Source organism: Peribacillus sp. Bi134 (assembly GCF_918698065.1).
GTDB lineage: Bacteria > Bacillota > Bacilli > Bacillales > DSM-1321 > Peribacillus.
This window is the reverse complement of sequence record NZ_CAKKLN010000010.1, coordinates 164,236-181,610: the sequence shown is the minus strand read 5'-3', so window position 1 is coordinate 181,610 and position 17,375 is coordinate 164,236. Positions and strand designations below refer to the sequence as shown.

Here is a 17,375-nt window from a genome sequence, read left to right as displayed (position 1 = left end):
TCCTCGGCGCACTTGCGCCTGTGGGGTCTCCCTTGGACTCGCTATTCCCGCAGGAGTCTCGTACCTTCCGTTCCAATCAACTATGTTTAAAATTTTAGATGGAACTCCTTTTGCCTACAGTCTTTTTTGTTTTAAAATAGAACTATTAAAACTTGAGGTGATGAGGATGCTTTCGAAACATCATTCTATTCAGCGAGCAACTTGAAATGACTACTTTAGATCAACTGGTGCCGGCGAATCATTTGGTTCGTAAAATTGAGGCTTCCGAAAACCAAAAACAATTGATATTGCCAGAGGTATTAAGAGAAACATCAAAGCTAGTTGCGTTTTTTTAGTCATAAGCGTCCCATCTTAGAGTATGTATTTTACAAATAACAGCATTGTTTCTGGAAATAATCCACATTAACGGTCATTCAAAAATCTTACATGTAATAAAATCTCAAAATAAATAACCTATCTATTAAGAGTAATCTTAACTTATGAGACGAAAAAAATGAGATAATCCAAAATTCCAATGCAAATTTTCCATCCTATTTAAGAATGACTAATTCCCTTCTTTATACTAAAAAGACGGCTCTCAATTTGAGTGCCGCCCCCTTTTCTTTAATTAAACTGTCCCAACTCTAATATGCATTATTCTGCTTTGAATGTTTTCTTCACTTTGTCGCTTTCATTCATTCCAGGGCGTGTCACTGTTACATAAACAGAACCTGAGCCCTTACCTAACTGCTTAACCGTAATGGTTGCAGAGGAAGAAGAGGATGTTTTACTAGATAGATACTTCCCGGAGGATGAATAGAGTTTTACAACATCGCTTTTTTTTAATCCCTTGACTATTACTGTATCTGACTTACCCTTATTATTCTTAATCGTAATGTTGGAAGCGCTTGGCTTAGGTGTCTTCGGTTCTGCTTTAAACGATACTTTTACTCTAGAACTCTCAAGCATTCCACTTCGGGTGTTTGACACATAGATAAAACCGGCATTCTTTCCTAATTGTTTGATGCTAAAAGTTGTAGAGGAACCTGAAACTGGTTTAGATGTAGCAAATAGCTTTCCTTTCGAATCGAACAACTTCACTACATCGCCTTTAGTCAAGGCACTTACTTTCACGCTATCCGATTTGCCTACATAATTTGTTATTTGTACCGACTTACTGCTAATAGACGGCGTTTGAACTTTTACAGCCAGTTGGTATTTATAATTAGTAGTGTTTGAATAATAATCACTCACCGATATATAGTACCGCCCTGCAGGAAGGGAATACCTCTTCGATTCTATACCCTTTGCAAACTGGTCATCCTTCGTATTAAAGGACCCCACTTCATCACCGTTTGAATTATAGAGGCTCATATACCAACTAACAGATGGCTTCCTTCCCATCTCTAGTGATACACTTGATGGTTTTGATAGGTAAAACGTAAAATAATCAGTGTCATTGTTATCTTGGAGATTCCCATAATAGTTTTTGCCCAACCCAATACTGTTTGCCTGCTGGGCGTTGTTATTGAATTCTTTTTCATAGGTAGTTGACTTTGCAAACTTCACGGTAAAGGCATAGGGCTGGTAAGTTGAACCCCAATTGTCTTCAATATGGATTAAGTAATCTCCTTTAGGTAGCCCGACCGTCCGTTCCGTCGGTTTTGTGACGTTCGAAGAATCTTCTGTCGTCAACTCACTAAGCACTTCACCCTCTAAATTTAAAATACTCGCATTCCATCCGTTACCAGATTTTTGACTCATATTGAGAGTGACAGCTCCACTTTCAGGAAGGGTGAATCTATAATAATCCTCATCATTATAATTTTGTATCTCACCCACGTAAGGTGTATTTAATTTAATTTTATTTGCTGCACTTGAACTATCGTTGAATTCGTATTCCACATTTGCGTTTTCTGCAAAATTAACAGCAAAATAATAGGTTTCGTTAATAGAATTCCAATCATCCTCAATATGTACGTAATAAGTACCAGCTGGCAATCCTACTTTCCTTGCCGTCACACCCATGGCTTTATTGCTGTCATCTGTTGTTCCACCTGTAAACTCATTTCCATTACCATCTAGGATTTCAAAATCCCATGAATATCCCGAATAGTTATTCATGTTAAAGGTAACTTGACCCGGTTTTGTCAGCGTGAATTTCCAATAATCTTCATAATCTCCATCTCCATTAAGGATTGCATGATTAACAGCATTTACATTAATGGGCTTTGCTGCTTGCAGGGTATCCTGTCCAACGTTTGCTGAAACCTTCAAGGCGCCGCTAACCAAGATGAGACATAGTACCCCCAAAAAAGCACTTGCTGCCATTAAATATTTTTTCATTGTTAAATTCCTCCTATGACATTTTTACTAGAATATTATTCTACCATGTTTCACAAATAATCTTCCCAATTTTTTTATCTTTTGGAATTTTTTTAGCTAGATGTCAGTCGTTCTTAAGCTGTTAATTCCTCAACGTAAATAGCAGTTGAGACAAAAAGAAGAAATTTCACTAATTGATATTCTTATTTGTATATTTGTGATTATAAACAAATAAAAAAAGACCACATATTGTGGTCTCTCTATACCTTATTTAAACAAATGTACCTGTTATTTAAGATGTCACTAAGCTAAATTTTGCTTACGGAATCCATATCTATATAAACCTAGAAAGAAAGGATACATTATGGATAGCGTGAAAGCTGTAACGAAAATAATTCCACCTAATCCAAGTTCCGGATCATTAATTACATCCAACATTATATAGGCAAGCCCCTCAATTACAGTTATTATAAATACGAATTTCCAGAATAACTTTGACAACAACTGCTTCTTATATACATAACCGAATAATCCAATTGTGGAGATAACGCTAATAACCGTATCCGTAATTTCTACCACCGGACCATGAACCGTTTCTACAAACATTGAAGCTATCTCTATAGCTAAAATTAGCCAAAAGTAAATTTTCCAGAGCATTATTTACACTTCCCTACTCATTAAAATGATTCTCTCAATTTTTCCATTTCTAGTATATCAAACCAATCTAGTAAAATGGGCTTATTTTTAAAATAATCCTTTTGAAGCGCATCCAATACAAAATACGCTCATTACTCCTAAAATACCTAGAATTAATTGGGTGTTTATATTTGCAACAAAAAAAGCCCTCTAAAGTGGACCTCGAAAAAACCTACTCTTATGTAAATCTCTCGGAAATTGCTTCATTGAGCAGATCTTGTTGGACGAGCTTTATAAACTTATTTCGCTGTTCTTCAATCACCACGAGCAACTCTTCCCCCGTCTTATATTTGTGGTCTTAACTCATTTTGTATAGAACTAAAGTACCGTTAGTCAAAGGTTTTCTGAAAGGTTTTAACTAACTATTTCAATATCACTCTGATTTCCAACCGAGCCATTAAGGCTCTAGTTAAGAAATACACAAAGGCATTTAAGTCCAATAAATCGATGTCGCCACACAATCTGAGGCATACCTAGGGGTCGAACTTAATGGAGCATCCATTTGCTAATGACTCAACTTGGTCATACTTCAACCACAACCGCTGCGCTATATACAATCCCTGAGCAGGAGAAGTCTAAAAAGGCCGCAAAACAGCTGGGAGAGAGAAGAACCAATTATCGTGAAAAGGATTAAAAAAGGAGAAGATTTTTAGTCTTCGCCTTTTTAGTTTGAGAGCACATAACAATGCCAAGAATAGTACTCCCTTATAAAGACACCTACCATTCTACATATTGGGATAAATTAAGATGTCCTAACGAGTATTATTATGACCTTACTAAATTAAGTTATTTAATTAGGCCCTCCCATGGAAAGTAATCTATATTCATCTTGTAGTTCTACCATTACGACTGTTTTACTTTACACTTCAACATACTTGGTTTATTTTTTCTCAGTAAATAACAGGGATTTAATCCGAATCCAGGGACGCTCATTCTCCCATTCTACTTTAACTGGGACACGAAAGGTCTTTTCCAATAATGATTCGGTTAATACGTCCCTTTTTTCTCCTTTATCCATAACGTTCCCCGAATTGATTAACATAGCATGGGTTATAGATGGTACAATTTCTTCAATATGGTGTGTAACATATAAAATGGTTGGGCCGTTCGGTGCAGCTGTCATTTCTTCAATAGATGTTAACAGCTCTTCTTTAGAGTAAATATCCAGTCCATTGCAAGGCTCATCTAAGATTAATAATTGCGGTGAAGACATGAGGGCCCTTGCAATCATTACTTTTCTTTTTTCACCTTGAGAGAGTGTGTGGATAAATTGGTTAGACAGAAGTTTGATTCTGAATTGGTCAAGTAATGCTTTTGCTTTCTTTACATCATCCTCTGTAATTTCCTCATATAATCCAATTGAAGTAAATTTTCCACTTAAAACTACTTCCAGTGCTGTATCATTTGGGCGCGACTGGTATTCCTGATCTAATGAGGAACTGACCCAGCCGATGGATTTCCGCAGTTCAGGAATATTCGTTTTTCCAAAAAGATTTCCCAAAACAGACACTTCACCACTATTTGGCCATTGATAACCTGTAATCATTTTTAAAAGAGATGTTTTTCCTGATCCATTTAGTCCTAGAAGAGCCCAATGTTCCCCTTTTTGGACCTCCCATGAAACCCCATTCAATAACAGCTTTCCATTTCGTTTCCAAGTAATGTTTTTAAGTGAAATGATGCTTTTCGTTGGACTCACTTTTTCTCCTCCTTAAGTATTAAATCCTTTTACAGACGTTTTTCCCCATGTACAATATTTTTTTAAATGTTTCCATGTTCCGTTGCTACGTTAATAGACGTTAACCAATGTCCCCTAGCAATCTTTTCTCTATTTTTTTAGTTGATTCCCTTCACCCAAGGGGGCAAAATCAGAAGAATAAATCCACTACAAACATCAACGTCATATTAATATTACCTTTTAATTTAGTATCTAAATATCTTAGTTTAAAAGTAGTGATCTAATATTATCCCATCCATAAACACATTCGTTGAGTTTCTTGCCAGAAATGTTAACCTCAATGTTGTCAATTTTTTTACTCCCAAGAACCTCATAAAAAAGACGAGATTCTCTTCCAATATTATCAAATTAACAGGATAAAAAGTTGTGAATTCAGAAAAGGAATATCCCTCTTCTTAGGAGGCGTGATCCGGGTAAACGAGTTATCCAACTTAAGGCTACGAGTCTAGTGAGACGATTGAATTTCTTAAATAACATGCAAGTTGAACTTTTAAAATGTCTTCTGGATTTGAAAAGGAAATTTGAAGCTTTTCTTCGATCCTTTTTAGCCTTTGATATAAAGTATTAACATGGATATGCAAAATTTTGGCTGTTTGTGTAGCTTGACGGTCGTTCTCCATATAGGCAAGCAGGGTTTGTTCTAAATCCAAAGTACCGTCTTTATCAGATTGGAGGGGATTAAAAATTTCATTTACAAAAGAGTTCAAGTCATCAATGGGTTGGTGAATAAAAAGATGATTTATGCCAATATCCTGATAGTTCACGATATTTTTAAGCTGCCTCGAGATCAGAAAAGAAAGGGCTTTATCCGCTTCGGAGTAACTTTTTGCTATATTCTCCATACTTGGATAGCAGGTACCCATCCCTATTTTCAGGGATTCTTCATGCACATTATTCCAGTTGGTATGAATAAGCGCTAGTCTCTTTTTTACATAATCTTGATCTGCAAAGTTATTAAATTGGCATATCAACGTCACTTTATTTCCATAACCAAAAACGAGTGAAACAAATATTCCTAAATGCCTTTTAATTTGGGCAATTAGTTTGTGCATTTGCATATTAACAAAATGGAAATCTGCATGAGGATGTAGATGAATTACGATCGCCATATAATAGGGATGCTGATTAATTCTAAGCTCAATGGCCTTCTTTCGTATCAGATTATATTCTCGGTTCTGAATAAAATCATTGAATAGATCATTTGTTTTTTGATAAAAAGAATCCACTAATGTTTGTTTTCTGATAATCTCTAATGCAATTACTGAGCTTGCCTGTTCAATAATCATTTTGTTTAAAGGAAAAAGGTCATCTTCCTCCATTTCTACGGCCATTATTCCAATTGGAACATCAATAGCAATAATGGGGTGAATATACAATGACTGACTAGTATAAGACTCAGTAAAAAAAGATTGAGTTGGTATTTTTGTATTTATTTTTATCAGCTCTGAAGGAAGCTCCACCTTCCATGGGGTAGGACTTGAATATAATTGATCATCTGTTAAGTCTACTATCATTAATGGATGGTTTATCATCTTTTTTATTTCATTTGCGATTTTTTGTAACCCTTTACTTTGAAGTGACAGTTTTATTAAAGAATTGTGTATGGTATCTCGTTGAATTAAAAGGTCATTTTGCTTTTTTAGATTTTGGTATAGCTTCGAATTTCTTAAAACGATAGAAACCTGATCGGAAAAACTTTCTAACAGTTGTTGATCATCTTTCGTTAAAAGAGGATAAGCACCATTTTGGTAGACGATCAAAACACATAAAGTACTCTCCTCAACCTTTATTGGCACTGAAATAATGGATTGTAAATCATCAAATTGAACAGAGTTATACAAATGAAAAAGATTACCTGGTGAAATATTAGAGGATTCTGATTGAATTCCCTCTATATTTGTAAGAATAAAAGATTTATTATCTTTAAAGGTTTTTCCGATAATTCCCTCCCCAACCCTCATTCTCATTTTTCCAATTTCTTCATTAGGACCGCCTGTCCATGCTTTAGGAAAAAGCACGTCTAAGCTTGGTTCGTATATCCATAAAACTCCCATATTAGCTACAGGTATAACAGATAAGGCATTTTCTAATATTTTTTTTAACAAATCATCTAAATCTTCGTGTACGGATATATCACGGATGCTCTCCATCATTTTGTTCCTAATATATTTTTCTCTATCTAGCATTACTTGCAAGTAATGTAAATCGATTATCGTTTTAAGTTTTTGCTTGCTTTCGATTTTTAATACGGATGATTTGCTGAGCCTGAGGACAATGGTTGTATGATTGACATAATGATAGTAAATATCGGTGTAATTTTCATGGGTGCGAATTTTTTCATTGTAAAATCTTTCTGGTATGGGTGTTTCTTTGTCAAAATGATGAGATAAAACAAGTGAAAAATCTAATCCATTTAGGCTTTGCCACAGCTGAAAATGGGAAAAGCAGCAGTCACCCACTAAAAATTGTTTGATTTTCATCAATGTTTCCACTTTATACAACCTCCATAGGAATATGTAGACCTCCACATAGTTTATGTAATTATTATATAGAGTCAAACATTGTTTGAATAGTTAGAATTTTTTATAATTATACAGAATTCAACTAATTTCGCTAGGAGGAATTATATGGTATCTAAATTGTCGCACTGGAAGTATGTCATTATCATCTTGCTATTTTTAGGATGGTCAATTGGAAACTTTGATCGATTTTTTATGAATTATGCGATTTTAGGTATTTCAGAGGATCTACATTTAAGTGCCTCCCAGACTGGAATTGTTTTAAGCAGCTTTTTTGCGGGTTATGCCTTAATGCAAATTCCCGGTGGGTGGCTCGCAGATCGGTTTGGTTTCCGAAAAATCATTATCATTGCTGTTTTTGCTTGGTCCGTCTTCACGATTTTGTCAGGAATGGCGTGGTCCTTCATGTCCTTAATCCTCATTCGATTTCTTTTTGGACTTGGGGAAGGCAGCTTTTTTCCATCTGCGTCAAAAGGTATTGCGAGTTGGTTTCCACAAAATGAACGTAGCCGTGCCATGTCCTTTATGCTCACTTCTGGGACAATTATGGGAGTAATAACACCAATAATAGGTACCCAGTCCATGCAAAGTATCGGTTGGAGAACAATCTTTTATATTGCGGGTGCCATTGGTATTATATTTGCCTTCCTCTATGTATTTTTTATAAAAGAGCGTAAAGATTCAACTGTAGGAAAAAGTGAAAACCCTTCAAAAAATAAAGCACCCTTAAGAGAAGTCTTAAAAACTCCGATTATCTGGAATTTGTTCATTGCCTATTTTGCCATTTATGCAGTGCAATGGGGATTAATGGCGTGGATGCCAACTTATTTAGTAGCGGAACGCCATCTCGACTTAACATCAGTCGGGTATATTTCAGCTATTCCAGCGTTTGCAGGAATTATTGCAATGATTGTAAGCGGCTATATTTTGGATAAATTACCTGAAGGGAAAGATAAGGTAATTGCAGCTGTATTTGCAGTATTAACGGCGGTTTTTCTATATTTAATGGCATATGCACCAAATATAGCAATGTTTGCTGTCTATCAAAGTGTTGTTACTGTATTCATGTCGTTTAATATTATTCTGATCATCTCAGCTCCATTAAAAATGCTGTCTGAAGAGGTTGTAGGTACTGCAAATGGGTTCATTAATACCGGAGCCCAATTCGCTGGGGTTCTTACTCCGATGTTAATAGGATTTTTAGTCGATGCTTTTGACGGTTCTTATACAGTTGCTTTTATTATGCTGATTATGTTTGCTCTATTGTGTGCGGGATCTTTATTTTTAATTCGCACTAAGAAAGAGGTTCCTTCTTTCAAAAATAATGCAATTTAGGAGATGGAAAAATTGACTACTCTATCAGAAAAAATTACAAATTTAATAGATAATAAACGCACCTTGTTTACACAGCTAAGTGATCAAATATGGGAGTTTGCAGAAACCAGATTTGAGGAATTCCGTTCAGCTGATTTGCTTAGCGAAGCAATGGAAAAGGAAGGGTTTACCGTAAAAAAGGGAATAGCTAGTCTTGAAACAGGTTTTGTTGCCTCATATGGATCTGGTCATCCGGTCATTGCGATACTCGGGGAATATGATGCCTTGGCAGGGCTAAGTCAACAGGCACGCAGCAGTACATTCGAGCCCATTAATAAAAATGGAAATGGCCATGGCTGTGGACATAATTTGCTGGGAGTAGGTTCCTTAGCGGCAGCTATTGCGGTTAAGGATTATTTGATGGAAAATAAGCTTGGTGGAACAGTACAATATTTTGGCTGTCCAGCAGAAGAAAGTGGATACGGGAAAACTTTTATGGCAAGAGACGGTCTTTTTAAAGATGTTGATGCTGCCTTCTCATGGCATCCTTCAACAATGAATGCTGTCATGAACTCCACTGCCAATGCGGTCATCCATGCGCACTTTAAATTTAAAGGGAGAAGTGCCCATGCCGCTGCATCACCACATTTAGGAAGAAGTGCCTTAGATGCAGTCGAACTTATGAATGTTGGAGTCAATTATTTGAGAGAACACATGATTGATGAAGCTCGGATTCATTATGCTGTAACCAATACAGGAGGATTGGCTCCAAACGTTGTTCAGGCTGAGGCGGAAGTGACATACTTAATCCGTGCACCGAAACCAGATCAAGTAAAAGAGCTTTATGACAGAGTAGTTAACTGTTCCCGCGGTGCGGCACTTATGACGCAAACGAAGGTTGATTTCGACATTCAAGGTTCCTGCCATAATTTAATCCCTAATATGACCCTTGAAAAAGTGATGCACCAATATATGCAGGAAATAGGAGCTCCTCATGCTAATGAACAGGATATAGACTATGCAAAAACAATCTATGAATCGTTGACTGACGAGGAGAAGCGTACGGCAGCTTTACAAGTTGGAAAACAAGGAGCCTCTCAATTAGCAGAACGGCCTATTGCCGACTTTATCGTTCCTTTTTCTGAAAAAGAAACATTTATGGGGGGATCTACAGATGTTGCCGATGTTAGCTGGAATGTTCCAACCGCACAATGTGTTACTTCCACCTGGGCGTTTGGAACACCATTTCATACTTGGCAGGCTGTCGCACAAGGTAAAGAAAGCTACGCCCATGATGCCATGTTATTAGCTGGAAAAGCAATGGCATGTACTGCTATTTCGGCTCTTGAAAACCCAGAATTACTTGATAATGCTAAAAAAGAGTTAGCTGAAAGACTCGACGGGGAAACATATACATCCCTAATTCCAAAAGACCTTACCCCTCCGAAAAATAAACAAAAGGGTATCAAACAAAAATTGTTTAATTGATAATTTGATCAATGAAAAATAAAAATATCATTTAGATGCATTACGGGAACCATAAGTAAAGGTGTTGCTTGTAAAAATAAATAAGCCTACTCGAGAGTGATCTCGAATAGGCTTATTCCAAATAATATTAAATGACTATAATAATGCTTTCCCACTATTCCCCCCTTTTAAAATATTAAAACAAGAAGTATAGATAACATTTCTTGTTTTAATCCAACTTACTTAGAATTTAATAATGGGTAACTGTGTAGCCTTTGTTATCTCCACCGTAAAATATTGTGCAATCTGGTTCATTTAATTGTGCACCCGTTTTTAATCGTTCAACAAAATCGGTTTAGCTAATGCCATGCTCCAACAGGATCAACATCTTCTATGTTTGCCTCGAAATCTGTATCAATCTTTTCAAGAGGACGGTCAGAACGATTTACTAGTAAAGCACTTGGTCAAACACCCCAATCCTCTATACTTTGTACTTTATTAAATATAGTCATGGAATGCCTACATGGATAAAGGACCGAGATGTAAAGTTAATAGCTAAAGAATATAATAAAAGGAATGGAAAGAAACTTAAATTTATTTAACCTATTTAAATCTAAAGAATTTTCATAAAAATATGTAGTCTTCACACACATAATTTGAAATTTATCGAATTTGCATAAGATAAATTATAGGAAGTTGTAAATATATAAAATTCATTCTCTCAAAAAGACAAGTAATCTTGTTGTAGTGAGGTGGAATAAAAAATAATTTTACATTTTCTTGAATCAATTTCTTTTATTGTAATGTATAATTGGCGAAACTCCATTTACGGTTTTCCAGGACTCCGTAGACATAAAAAAACTCTAGGTGTATCTTAGAGGTTTTTCTAATTAGTATCTCATTTCCACTAGTATTCTTATATTTTGAGACAAAAAAGAATTTTATACTAATTGATATTCTTCTTAATATACATCTTCTGTTGATGGTGTATCTGCTTTATCTATAGTGATATCTATTGCATCCACTTCTTCTTTAGTCATTGGTTCAGCAGCCTCAGTTTTAGTTTTCACTTTTTCAATCTCTTTGCCATGTTTCTCCACTTCATCTAAGGGACCTTCTCGTCCTTCATAAAAAAAAGCTTGTTCAAATCGACCGAGGTAAGCCGAGAAAATGGTTCCCTATGCATCCAGCTTATGCGAAAACCAACATTCCAGCGAGAGAATTAAAACTTACTCCCTTTGATGTGAAGTATGTGTTGAAATATGAATAATAAAAATTAACCAGTGAGTCTTGCTATCGCATAAACCACCTCAAGATGTAGTGGATGACTGCCTGGCAAAGATACGAACATTTTTGGCATAGTTGGAAGTTTTTAGTTGATTGAAACATACATTCGTTCTAAAATAAATGTATGATGTTCCCCTTCCTCCTTGGATGGGGTGCCGATCTCGGAAAAGATCGGGTTTGTGTTTATGTTTACGTTGGAAAAAGGATCCCTCGCCATGGCATGTGGATCCCTTTTTTGTGCAAGAATCTAAGGTTGTGATTCTTGATGTAAAGGAGAATAAAAATGGATAACGAAAAGTTCGACCCAAAACTAGCAGCAAAAGCAATGAAGGAAGGATTTAAAGAAGGGTTTACAGTAAAAAGAATTACAAGAGGTTTTGTAAAAGGAGCCATAAAAGGATTGGAACCAATTGTCCCAGGAGTAACGGTGGCAACATTAATATTATTAGGCATAGAGGAAGATGAATAAGGTGCTTTTTTGGTTTTAGGATTTTATTATATCGATTTATTGTTTAGATTATGCGGTTTAATATGCGTTAAATTCGATCACGCGGTTTAATAGATAGAACATAACAACAGGGGGAAAATGACGACATGGCATGGGATTTTAACCTTCGATTGATAGCCGCCTTGGAAAACAATTCAAAGGGAAACGAAAGTATTATCACTCTTGAGGAATAAATGGCTCAGTATAGTTAACTGAGCCATTTTAATATCCATTTTTGGTGGGTTGTTGAACTAACACCCGTTAGTTCAACAATCTTTCTGCTTTTTGGAACAGATAAGTATAAACAATACAAAGTACATTACCACCAAGCCAATTTTCTTGAAATTTCATTCAGCGATATGTTTACCAGTAAGTTCAAAGCAAAGATTATCACCGATTTCACAATCACAAAATACCGTTTCGCCGAGATTATTTTCCCCTTCGCCTGTATCCATGCACTTAAAGCAAAAATACTCTGCTGGAAAATAATCCGGTTGTGTCTCGTATAAAATGGATTCAATCGAAACTTCCTTTTTAATCAAAGAATACTTTTTATTGAATAATTTTATCATTTGTTCTTCTGTAAGATTTCTTTTCTCCATTTCATCGAAAATCGCCTGATCATAAAGTGCATAAAATTCGAGCAACGCATGTTGATCATTCACAGCTTTCACAAATTCTTCAGAAATTTTAATGCGATCATCATCATCCCGATTTAGCGGTGGATCAAATTGAAGAATTTTGGCACGTTCCAACATGAGTATATCTAGAGATTTCTCCAAATAGAAAAATTCGATTCGTTCGCATTCCTTTTTAAATGTATCAAAATAATGGTGTGCTGAGGACAAACGACCAAAAAACCCGACCTTATTCCATGTCTTCCCAACATAAATAACTTCGTTACTATCATTATATGCCACATAAACGCCGTGTTTATCTTTTGGGAAATATCTCCTATTCATCCAATCGATGGACGGTCCTATTTCATATTCAATCTGATAAGGTGTACCGTCCAATTCAAATGAAAATTTAGCTTTTTCCATGTTTGACCTTCCTCTTTTAATTTATCTGGTAATAAACGAAAACGTATTTTAACTAAACTGCCTGTTAGTTCAATGAAGTATTCCACACCAAAGGTCGTTAATCCTTCCTGGCCCCCTACCATAGGTATGTATTTAGCAATGCAATTAGCGTTTAAAACTACATCACATTTAAACCTTTGTTAGTAGCGTGTAAAAATGGATTTAATTTCTATGCGATTATTTCCTAAAGAGCAAGAAATCCCTATATATCAACAAAATTCAGAGGGCTAAATAGTATGCTTTTAACCCTCTAAAAGTGTTGCTATTTTATTTTTTCTCCCTGAGTGGATATTGCGCAGTGATTTAACATGTTCCTTAATAATAATCCGGAATTATATCTTCAATTTGTAGAGCCAGTGAATTTTAACTCCAGATAGTCAAGTACCTCTGAAAGAAACCCTGCTGATAAATCATGTAGCCCTATTGCCTCACCAGAATTGCCTGGCCTTACAGCAAATGCCCCTACTGAAGGGAGAACTTCTTCAAACTCTCTCCAAATCCGATTTTGGTTACCCGGGTAAAGAATATAAGCACCTTGAGTTCGTTTAATGGCGTCTTTATATGCATGCATTTTAAGCAAATCTGCCCGTTTATAAACTTCCTGCCTTTGTTTATTACGTTCCTCTTCTAAGTTTTCATCTTCTTCCCAAATATACCCTCAATAGAATCCGCACGGTATTTGGCATCAAAATGAAGATGGACAATAGCCCCACTTTCTTCAGCTTCTCCCACATTCAAATTATTGGACCAAATACTCAAAGTATAATCTGGCCTCATTTGCCTTGTCCAAGATCCCACAAGGTTTCTGTTATTTGTAGCGCTAAATGTCCTATTGTATGTAAATTGAATTTTAAAAGCTACATCGTTTTTCTTTTATGTCCCATTAACAACTAATTGCTTCCCCGATTTTAGTTTTAAATACATACCATTCTCATGCATCTCAATTAGACTATATACAGGTAATTTTTCTAATTTAAATTTGGACGCAATAAGATCGAGAAGATGAAAAAAAAGCCAATATTCATAAAGCAATGGCAAATTCCGCTTTCCTGGTCCGAAAAACTCATCTCTGGCTTCCCATATAAGATTAGCTCCCAAATTAAACTTAAGCCAAGTTCTTAGGACTTCTCTATAACCTGCTTTATTTTGTAATACTGGATTTCCTATTGGCAGGATTTTGAGAACTGATGAGCACGACGTGCACCCTTAAGACCGTATTTTTTACGTTCTTTTATTTATATATTAAATATGAAGAAACTAGAAATAAAATGAATTACTGAAATCCTGATTTATCGGGCTTTTTTTCTTTTTAATGAAAATTATAAAAATATTGTTATATAAGTTATGTGGTCAGAATGTGGACGAAAAATAATCCACTTTTTCAACTAACGCACCTGTTACTTTAAGTAGAGTTCTTCACAATGTCTATATATTTCTTTTAACTTTTTCTTATTGATATCACAATAAGAAATACTCCTACTATCCCTAACAATATAGCTATCGTCATTGGGAATGTTCCCACTTCTCTTAAAGCTTCCCCAAAAAAACTGTACCGAGTGTCCGACCGACCCGTTAGTTCATTAAAAAACACTCATTTTTTTGCTGGTTATTAAGTGATTTATAAAAGTACATTAGCCCTATTGCTGCTGCTGAATGAAATGATTTAATTGTAATCAGTATCAATGAACCATCAAACAATTCCATCAGTCAGTCCCTTGTCACTTTTCTAGGGACTATCCAATGGTATTCCTAAAAACATCTGCGCGTTCGGCTAAATACAGGTACTCCATTGGTGACGATTTTCGAATGAGCGAGTTTTGAACGTATCCTTTCCTTAACTCAACCGCTACAGAAACGCCACCACTTATTAGCGGAAGAGCTGGATGGACAGTAGCGCCTATATGCTCCAACAAATTTACCATAGCTTCTCCGCCGGCTACGAATAAAGCAAATGACTTAAGCGCATTGACGATATAAGAACTATCTAATTTCTGCTTTAAGTCCTCCAGAGCAACGATAATTTCCTTTGTTTTTAGCTCTAATGCGTCCTTTATATTTGTCCTATTTGCTTCCTTTACAATCTCACTTACGTATTGTTCCAACAGAATCTCCAACTTATAAAGTGCATGCTTGTTTACATCGCAAAATTCCAAGATCTTTTCTAATGGCACATCTACATTAGGGACAGCAAGTTTTTCAAAAAACTGCATTCTAATTGCACCAGTCAATTCTACTTCGGATTTACTATGCTTGTTAAGAAGATATTCATGTAGTGCAAGGTGGCTTGTAGCAGCAAAATATGTATTTCCAGTCTTTTCTGATTTTGAATCTGCAAATGCTTCTGCTAACATGCACATGTATTTCAATGCTATCTGTTTTTCCACTAACACTTTTTTGTCTCTATCCACTATCTTTACAAAACGTCTCCTCACCAATTCATCCAAAATGTCTCCGTAAAAGAATTTTGAAAAATGTAGTCTTACAGATTCTCGCTCCTTCAATCTGTTGCCAGCTCTAGCTAACTCTTCATCCTCCTCCCACATTGACTGTTCATACTCTGTAAAGAGTTCTAACGTTTTATGATCTATATTATCAAAGCGCATATCGACACTTTCTATTGAGGCTGGTATATAAATAGAGTTGTCCATTAATGTTATGAAGTCTTTTATTCCGAGTAGCCTTTCTAACTCATCATATGCCATTGTATCGTTTGGCGTAATCGTTGAGAACTTTTGTCCATACAAAATCATTTGGTAGATCCATTGTTTTGGCGGCGCAATGCTTGGATAGTAAATTGGTATCCTCACTCCTATTTCCCCTCCCTTATAAGTGAATATTTAAAACCTTCTGTAAATATACCATATTATTCCTATATATATGTACAAAAAATATAATATCCAATGCCACACACCAGCGATACAATTGATAGTTCTCTCAGATTAGACACTTACAAATATAAGTCAGTAGCCTCATTCTTTCGTGCGTTATTTGGGATTTATAAAAGTTTAATTACACTACACTTAGATTAACTGGACTTCTGGGGTTTATTACTGGATAACTTTGAATTTTTTATACAGGATTAAGTGAAAAGATACTAAAGAACAGAATTATTATTGATTTCAGTCTTTCTCTAGATAATAAATTCATCCTCAAATGAAAAAACTAAACATAAGGCTCCATTACTAGTCCTACACTTAGCCATCTCCTTACCATTCAACTTGTCAACATCTTTTCGGGTTGTATTCCAGATGTTTATGTAGCTGAAGTAAGTAGAAAAAAACTGGAAGAAGTCATAGCTAAATTTGAACTGGCGAAAAAAAATTATCGTTATTACTCCAGGTCAGCTTTTTTACATTTTTCCGTAACTTTCAAATGCTTCCAAAAAAACTAAAAAAAGCGTTCCTTGTAAGGAAGCTTTTTATTTTGGTAAAATAACAGGTAACAGTAACCTTTTGGTCAACTTGCTATTCGGGTCGCTACTCCCGGTCTTCCCTAACCATGCGGGTTGCTCCCTGCGCCACCATGGTTTCAGAAGAAATACAAAAAATTTGTTCGAAAAGCCGGATATCTCAATCAAAAAATACAAAGTTGTTATCTTCATTGACTCATGCTTTGGGCATCAATGCCCTATTCATGGAAATATGCCAAAGACAAATCTAGAATACTGGTAGAAAAAACTTAAACGGAATCAGGATAGAGATAAGGTGGTAGATGACTATTACAGAAAGAATGGGTGGCATTTAAAAAGGGTTTGGGAACACGAAGTTAAAAATGACTTAGATAATGTTATAGAAGATTTAACGAAATTTATAAGACAGGCTCAATAACTAAAATAATTACACTATATAAACACCCATGGAGTCCTCTAACATTGATTTTAGAGGGATGCGCAGGTTAATTTTTGACAATAAAACAGAAAAAGACCCCGAAAGGTCTTAGACTGTTGCTCTTAATAGTTCATTTTCTTCTGCTTCTTCAACATTATAGACAGTATCGAGTGCAGCAATGAAATTCTCTAATACGTCTAATGACTGGAACACTTACAGCATTACCTGCTTGCTTATAAATATGAGAGTTAGCCATACCCTCTGGGATGCGATAATTATCATCAACAGGGAATCCCTGAAAACGAAGAGCCTCTTTAGGAGTTAGTTTTCTAAATCCCCAATCGTCAATAATTAATGGGACATTATGCCCTCCCGTGCCCATGTTCGCTGTCAAAGTAGGACATACATTACTTTAATTTTCTCTTACATATACACGTCTTAACTGATAGACAGTATCTCTTCGTGTCATTGCTTTTTGTAACATTGTAAAGTATTGGCTAGTAGCCGTGTAATATAAAGCAAGATCTTACTTTTCCTGACGTTCTAGGATTTTATATGGTTCTAGTTGGTGGAATCTGCTCAGGAAAGCGGAAATTGTTTAAAACCTCTTCATCCCTGAATCCAACAATGAAAATCCTCTCGCGTTTTTGGGTA

General features: G+C 35.7%; 15 protein-coding genes and 1 pseudogene. 5 read left to right on the top strand and 11 right to left on the bottom strand.

Annotation, left to right across the window (positions count from 1 at the left end; translation table 11 throughout):
- Positions 1 to 633 precede the first annotated feature (633 nt).
- The gene (locus LQ188_RS22705) at positions 634 to 2,325 is read right to left on the bottom strand and encodes a pre-peptidase C-terminal domain-containing protein (protein ID WP_230178406.1); all 1,692 of its coding nucleotides are present in this window, start codon (positions 2,323 to 2,325) and stop codon (positions 634 to 636) included.
- A gap of 282 nt (positions 2,326 to 2,607) precedes the next feature.
- A complete protein-coding gene (locus LQ188_RS22700; protein ID WP_230178404.1) occupies positions 2,608 to 2,961 on the bottom strand; it encodes a hypothetical protein in 354 nt (117 codons plus the stop codon).
- 541 nt (positions 2,962 to 3,502) lie between these two features.
- Between LQ188_RS22700 and LQ188_RS26885 the strand changes: the two genes are divergently transcribed.
- Positions 3,503 to 3,634 carry a hypothetical protein gene (locus LQ188_RS26885; protein WP_290370140.1) on the top strand — a complete coding sequence of 44 codons (132 nt, stop codon included), beginning with the start codon at positions 3,503 to 3,505 and terminating at the stop codon, positions 3,632 to 3,634.
- 246 nt (positions 3,635 to 3,880) lie between these two features.
- Here LQ188_RS26885 and LQ188_RS22695 read toward each other — a convergent pair whose 3' ends face one another.
- Positions 3,881 to 4,699: an ABC transporter ATP-binding protein gene (locus LQ188_RS22695; RefSeq protein ID WP_230178402.1), complete on the bottom strand. Its 819-nt coding sequence runs from the start codon at positions 4,697 to 4,699 to the stop codon at positions 3,881 to 3,883.
- A 476-nt stretch (positions 4,700 to 5,175) separates the two neighbouring features.
- Positions 5,176 to 7,230, bottom strand: coding sequence for a helix-turn-helix domain-containing protein (locus LQ188_RS22690; RefSeq protein ID WP_230178400.1), 2,055 nt, complete (start codon positions 7,228 to 7,230; stop codon positions 5,176 to 5,178).
- A 135-nt stretch (positions 7,231 to 7,365) separates the two neighbouring features.
- Here LQ188_RS22690 and LQ188_RS22685 point away from each other — a divergent pair, with 135 nt between their 5' ends.
- Both LQ188_RS22685 and LQ188_RS22680 read left to right on the top strand, forming a co-directional pair.
- Positions 7,366 to 8,592: an MFS transporter gene (locus LQ188_RS22685; RefSeq protein WP_230178398.1), complete on the top strand. Its 1,227-nt coding sequence runs from the start codon at positions 7,366 to 7,368 to the stop codon at positions 8,590 to 8,592.
- A 12-nt stretch (positions 8,593 to 8,604) separates the two neighbouring features.
- Positions 8,605 to 10,059 carry a M20 family metallopeptidase gene (locus tag LQ188_RS22680; protein WP_230178396.1) on the top strand — a complete coding sequence of 485 codons (1,455 nt, stop codon included), beginning with the start codon at positions 8,605 to 8,607 and terminating at the stop codon, positions 10,057 to 10,059.
- 941 nt (positions 10,060 to 11,000) lie between these two features.
- On the opposite strand, the gene LQ188_RS22675 is transcribed toward LQ188_RS22680, so the two are convergent.
- Positions 11,001 to 11,138 (bottom strand): hypothetical protein, encoded by a 138-nt coding sequence (locus LQ188_RS22675; protein WP_230178394.1) that lies wholly within the window; start codon positions 11,136 to 11,138, stop codon positions 11,001 to 11,003.
- Between the two features lie 470 nt (positions 11,139 to 11,608).
- Here LQ188_RS22675 and LQ188_RS22670 point away from each other — a divergent pair, with 470 nt between their 5' ends.
- Complete coding sequence (locus LQ188_RS22670; protein ID WP_230178392.1) at positions 11,609 to 11,794, top strand: hypothetical protein; 186 nt, start codon at positions 11,609 to 11,611, stop codon at positions 11,792 to 11,794.
- Positions 11,795 to 12,159: 365 nt separating this feature from the next.
- Here LQ188_RS22670 and LQ188_RS22665 read toward each other — a convergent pair whose 3' ends face one another.
- From LQ188_RS22665 to LQ188_RS22655, 5 genes are all read right to left on the bottom strand, one after another.
- Positions 12,160 to 12,855 (bottom strand): hypothetical protein, encoded by a 696-nt coding sequence (locus LQ188_RS22665; protein ID WP_230178390.1) that lies wholly within the window; start codon positions 12,853 to 12,855, stop codon positions 12,160 to 12,162.
- Between the two features lie 379 nt (positions 12,856 to 13,234).
- Entirely contained in the window at positions 13,235 to 13,546 is a 312-nt protein-coding gene (locus LQ188_RS26765) for a nuclease domain-containing protein (RefSeq protein WP_290370144.1), read from the bottom strand.
- The gene (locus tag LQ188_RS27035) at positions 13,522 to 13,743 is read right to left on the bottom strand and encodes a nuclease domain-containing protein (RefSeq protein WP_363320613.1); all 222 of its coding nucleotides are present in this window, start codon (positions 13,741 to 13,743) and stop codon (positions 13,522 to 13,524) included. The genes LQ188_RS26765 and LQ188_RS27035 overlap by 25 nt, the downstream gene beginning before the upstream one ends.
- A gap of 314 nt (positions 13,744 to 14,057) precedes the next feature.
- Positions 14,058 to 14,129 carry a 30S ribosomal protein S9 gene (rpsI, locus tag LQ188_RS27030; RefSeq protein WP_363320612.1) on the bottom strand — a complete coding sequence of 24 codons (72 nt, stop codon included), beginning with the start codon at positions 14,127 to 14,129 and terminating at the stop codon, positions 14,058 to 14,060.
- A gap of 498 nt (positions 14,130 to 14,627) precedes the next feature.
- Positions 14,628 to 15,701: a DUF6236 family protein gene (locus tag LQ188_RS22655; protein WP_230178388.1), complete on the bottom strand. Its 1,074-nt coding sequence runs from the start codon at positions 15,699 to 15,701 to the stop codon at positions 14,628 to 14,630.
- Between the two features lie 645 nt (positions 15,702 to 16,346).
- On the opposite strand from LQ188_RS22655, the gene LQ188_RS26880 reads away from it, so the two are divergent.
- Entirely contained in the window at positions 16,347 to 16,565 is a 219-nt protein-coding gene (locus LQ188_RS26880; RefSeq protein WP_363320610.1) for a hypothetical protein, read from the top strand.
- Positions 16,566 to 16,965: 400 nt separating this feature from the next.
- Here LQ188_RS26880 and LQ188_RS22645 read toward each other — a convergent pair.
- Positions 16,966 to 17,103 (bottom strand): annotated as a pseudogene (locus tag LQ188_RS22645) (DNA (cytosine-5-)-methyltransferase); the annotation flags it as partial.
- Positions 17,104 to 17,375 lie beyond the last annotated feature (272 nt).

What these genes read in the sequence shown, in the direction of transcription:
- LQ188_RS22700 (WP_230178404.1), bottom strand. Translation starts at nt 2,961, where the DNA reads ATGCTCTGGAAAATTTACTTTTGGCTAATTTTAGCTATAGAGATAGCT.
- LQ188_RS22705 (WP_230178406.1), bottom strand. Translation starts at nt 2,325, where the DNA reads ATGAAAAAATATTTAATGGCAGCAAGTGCTTTTTTGGGGGTACTATGT.
- LQ188_RS22670 (WP_230178392.1), top strand. Translation starts at nt 11,609, where the DNA reads ATGGATAACGAAAAGTTCGACCCAAAACTAGCAGCAAAAGCAATGAAG.
- LQ188_RS22665 (WP_230178390.1), bottom strand. Translation starts at nt 12,855, where the DNA reads ATGGAAAAAGCTAAATTTTCATTTGAATTGGACGGTACACCTTATCAG.
- LQ188_RS22685 (WP_230178398.1), top strand. Translation starts at nt 7,366, where the DNA reads ATGGTATCTAAATTGTCGCACTGGAAGTATGTCATTATCATCTTGCTA.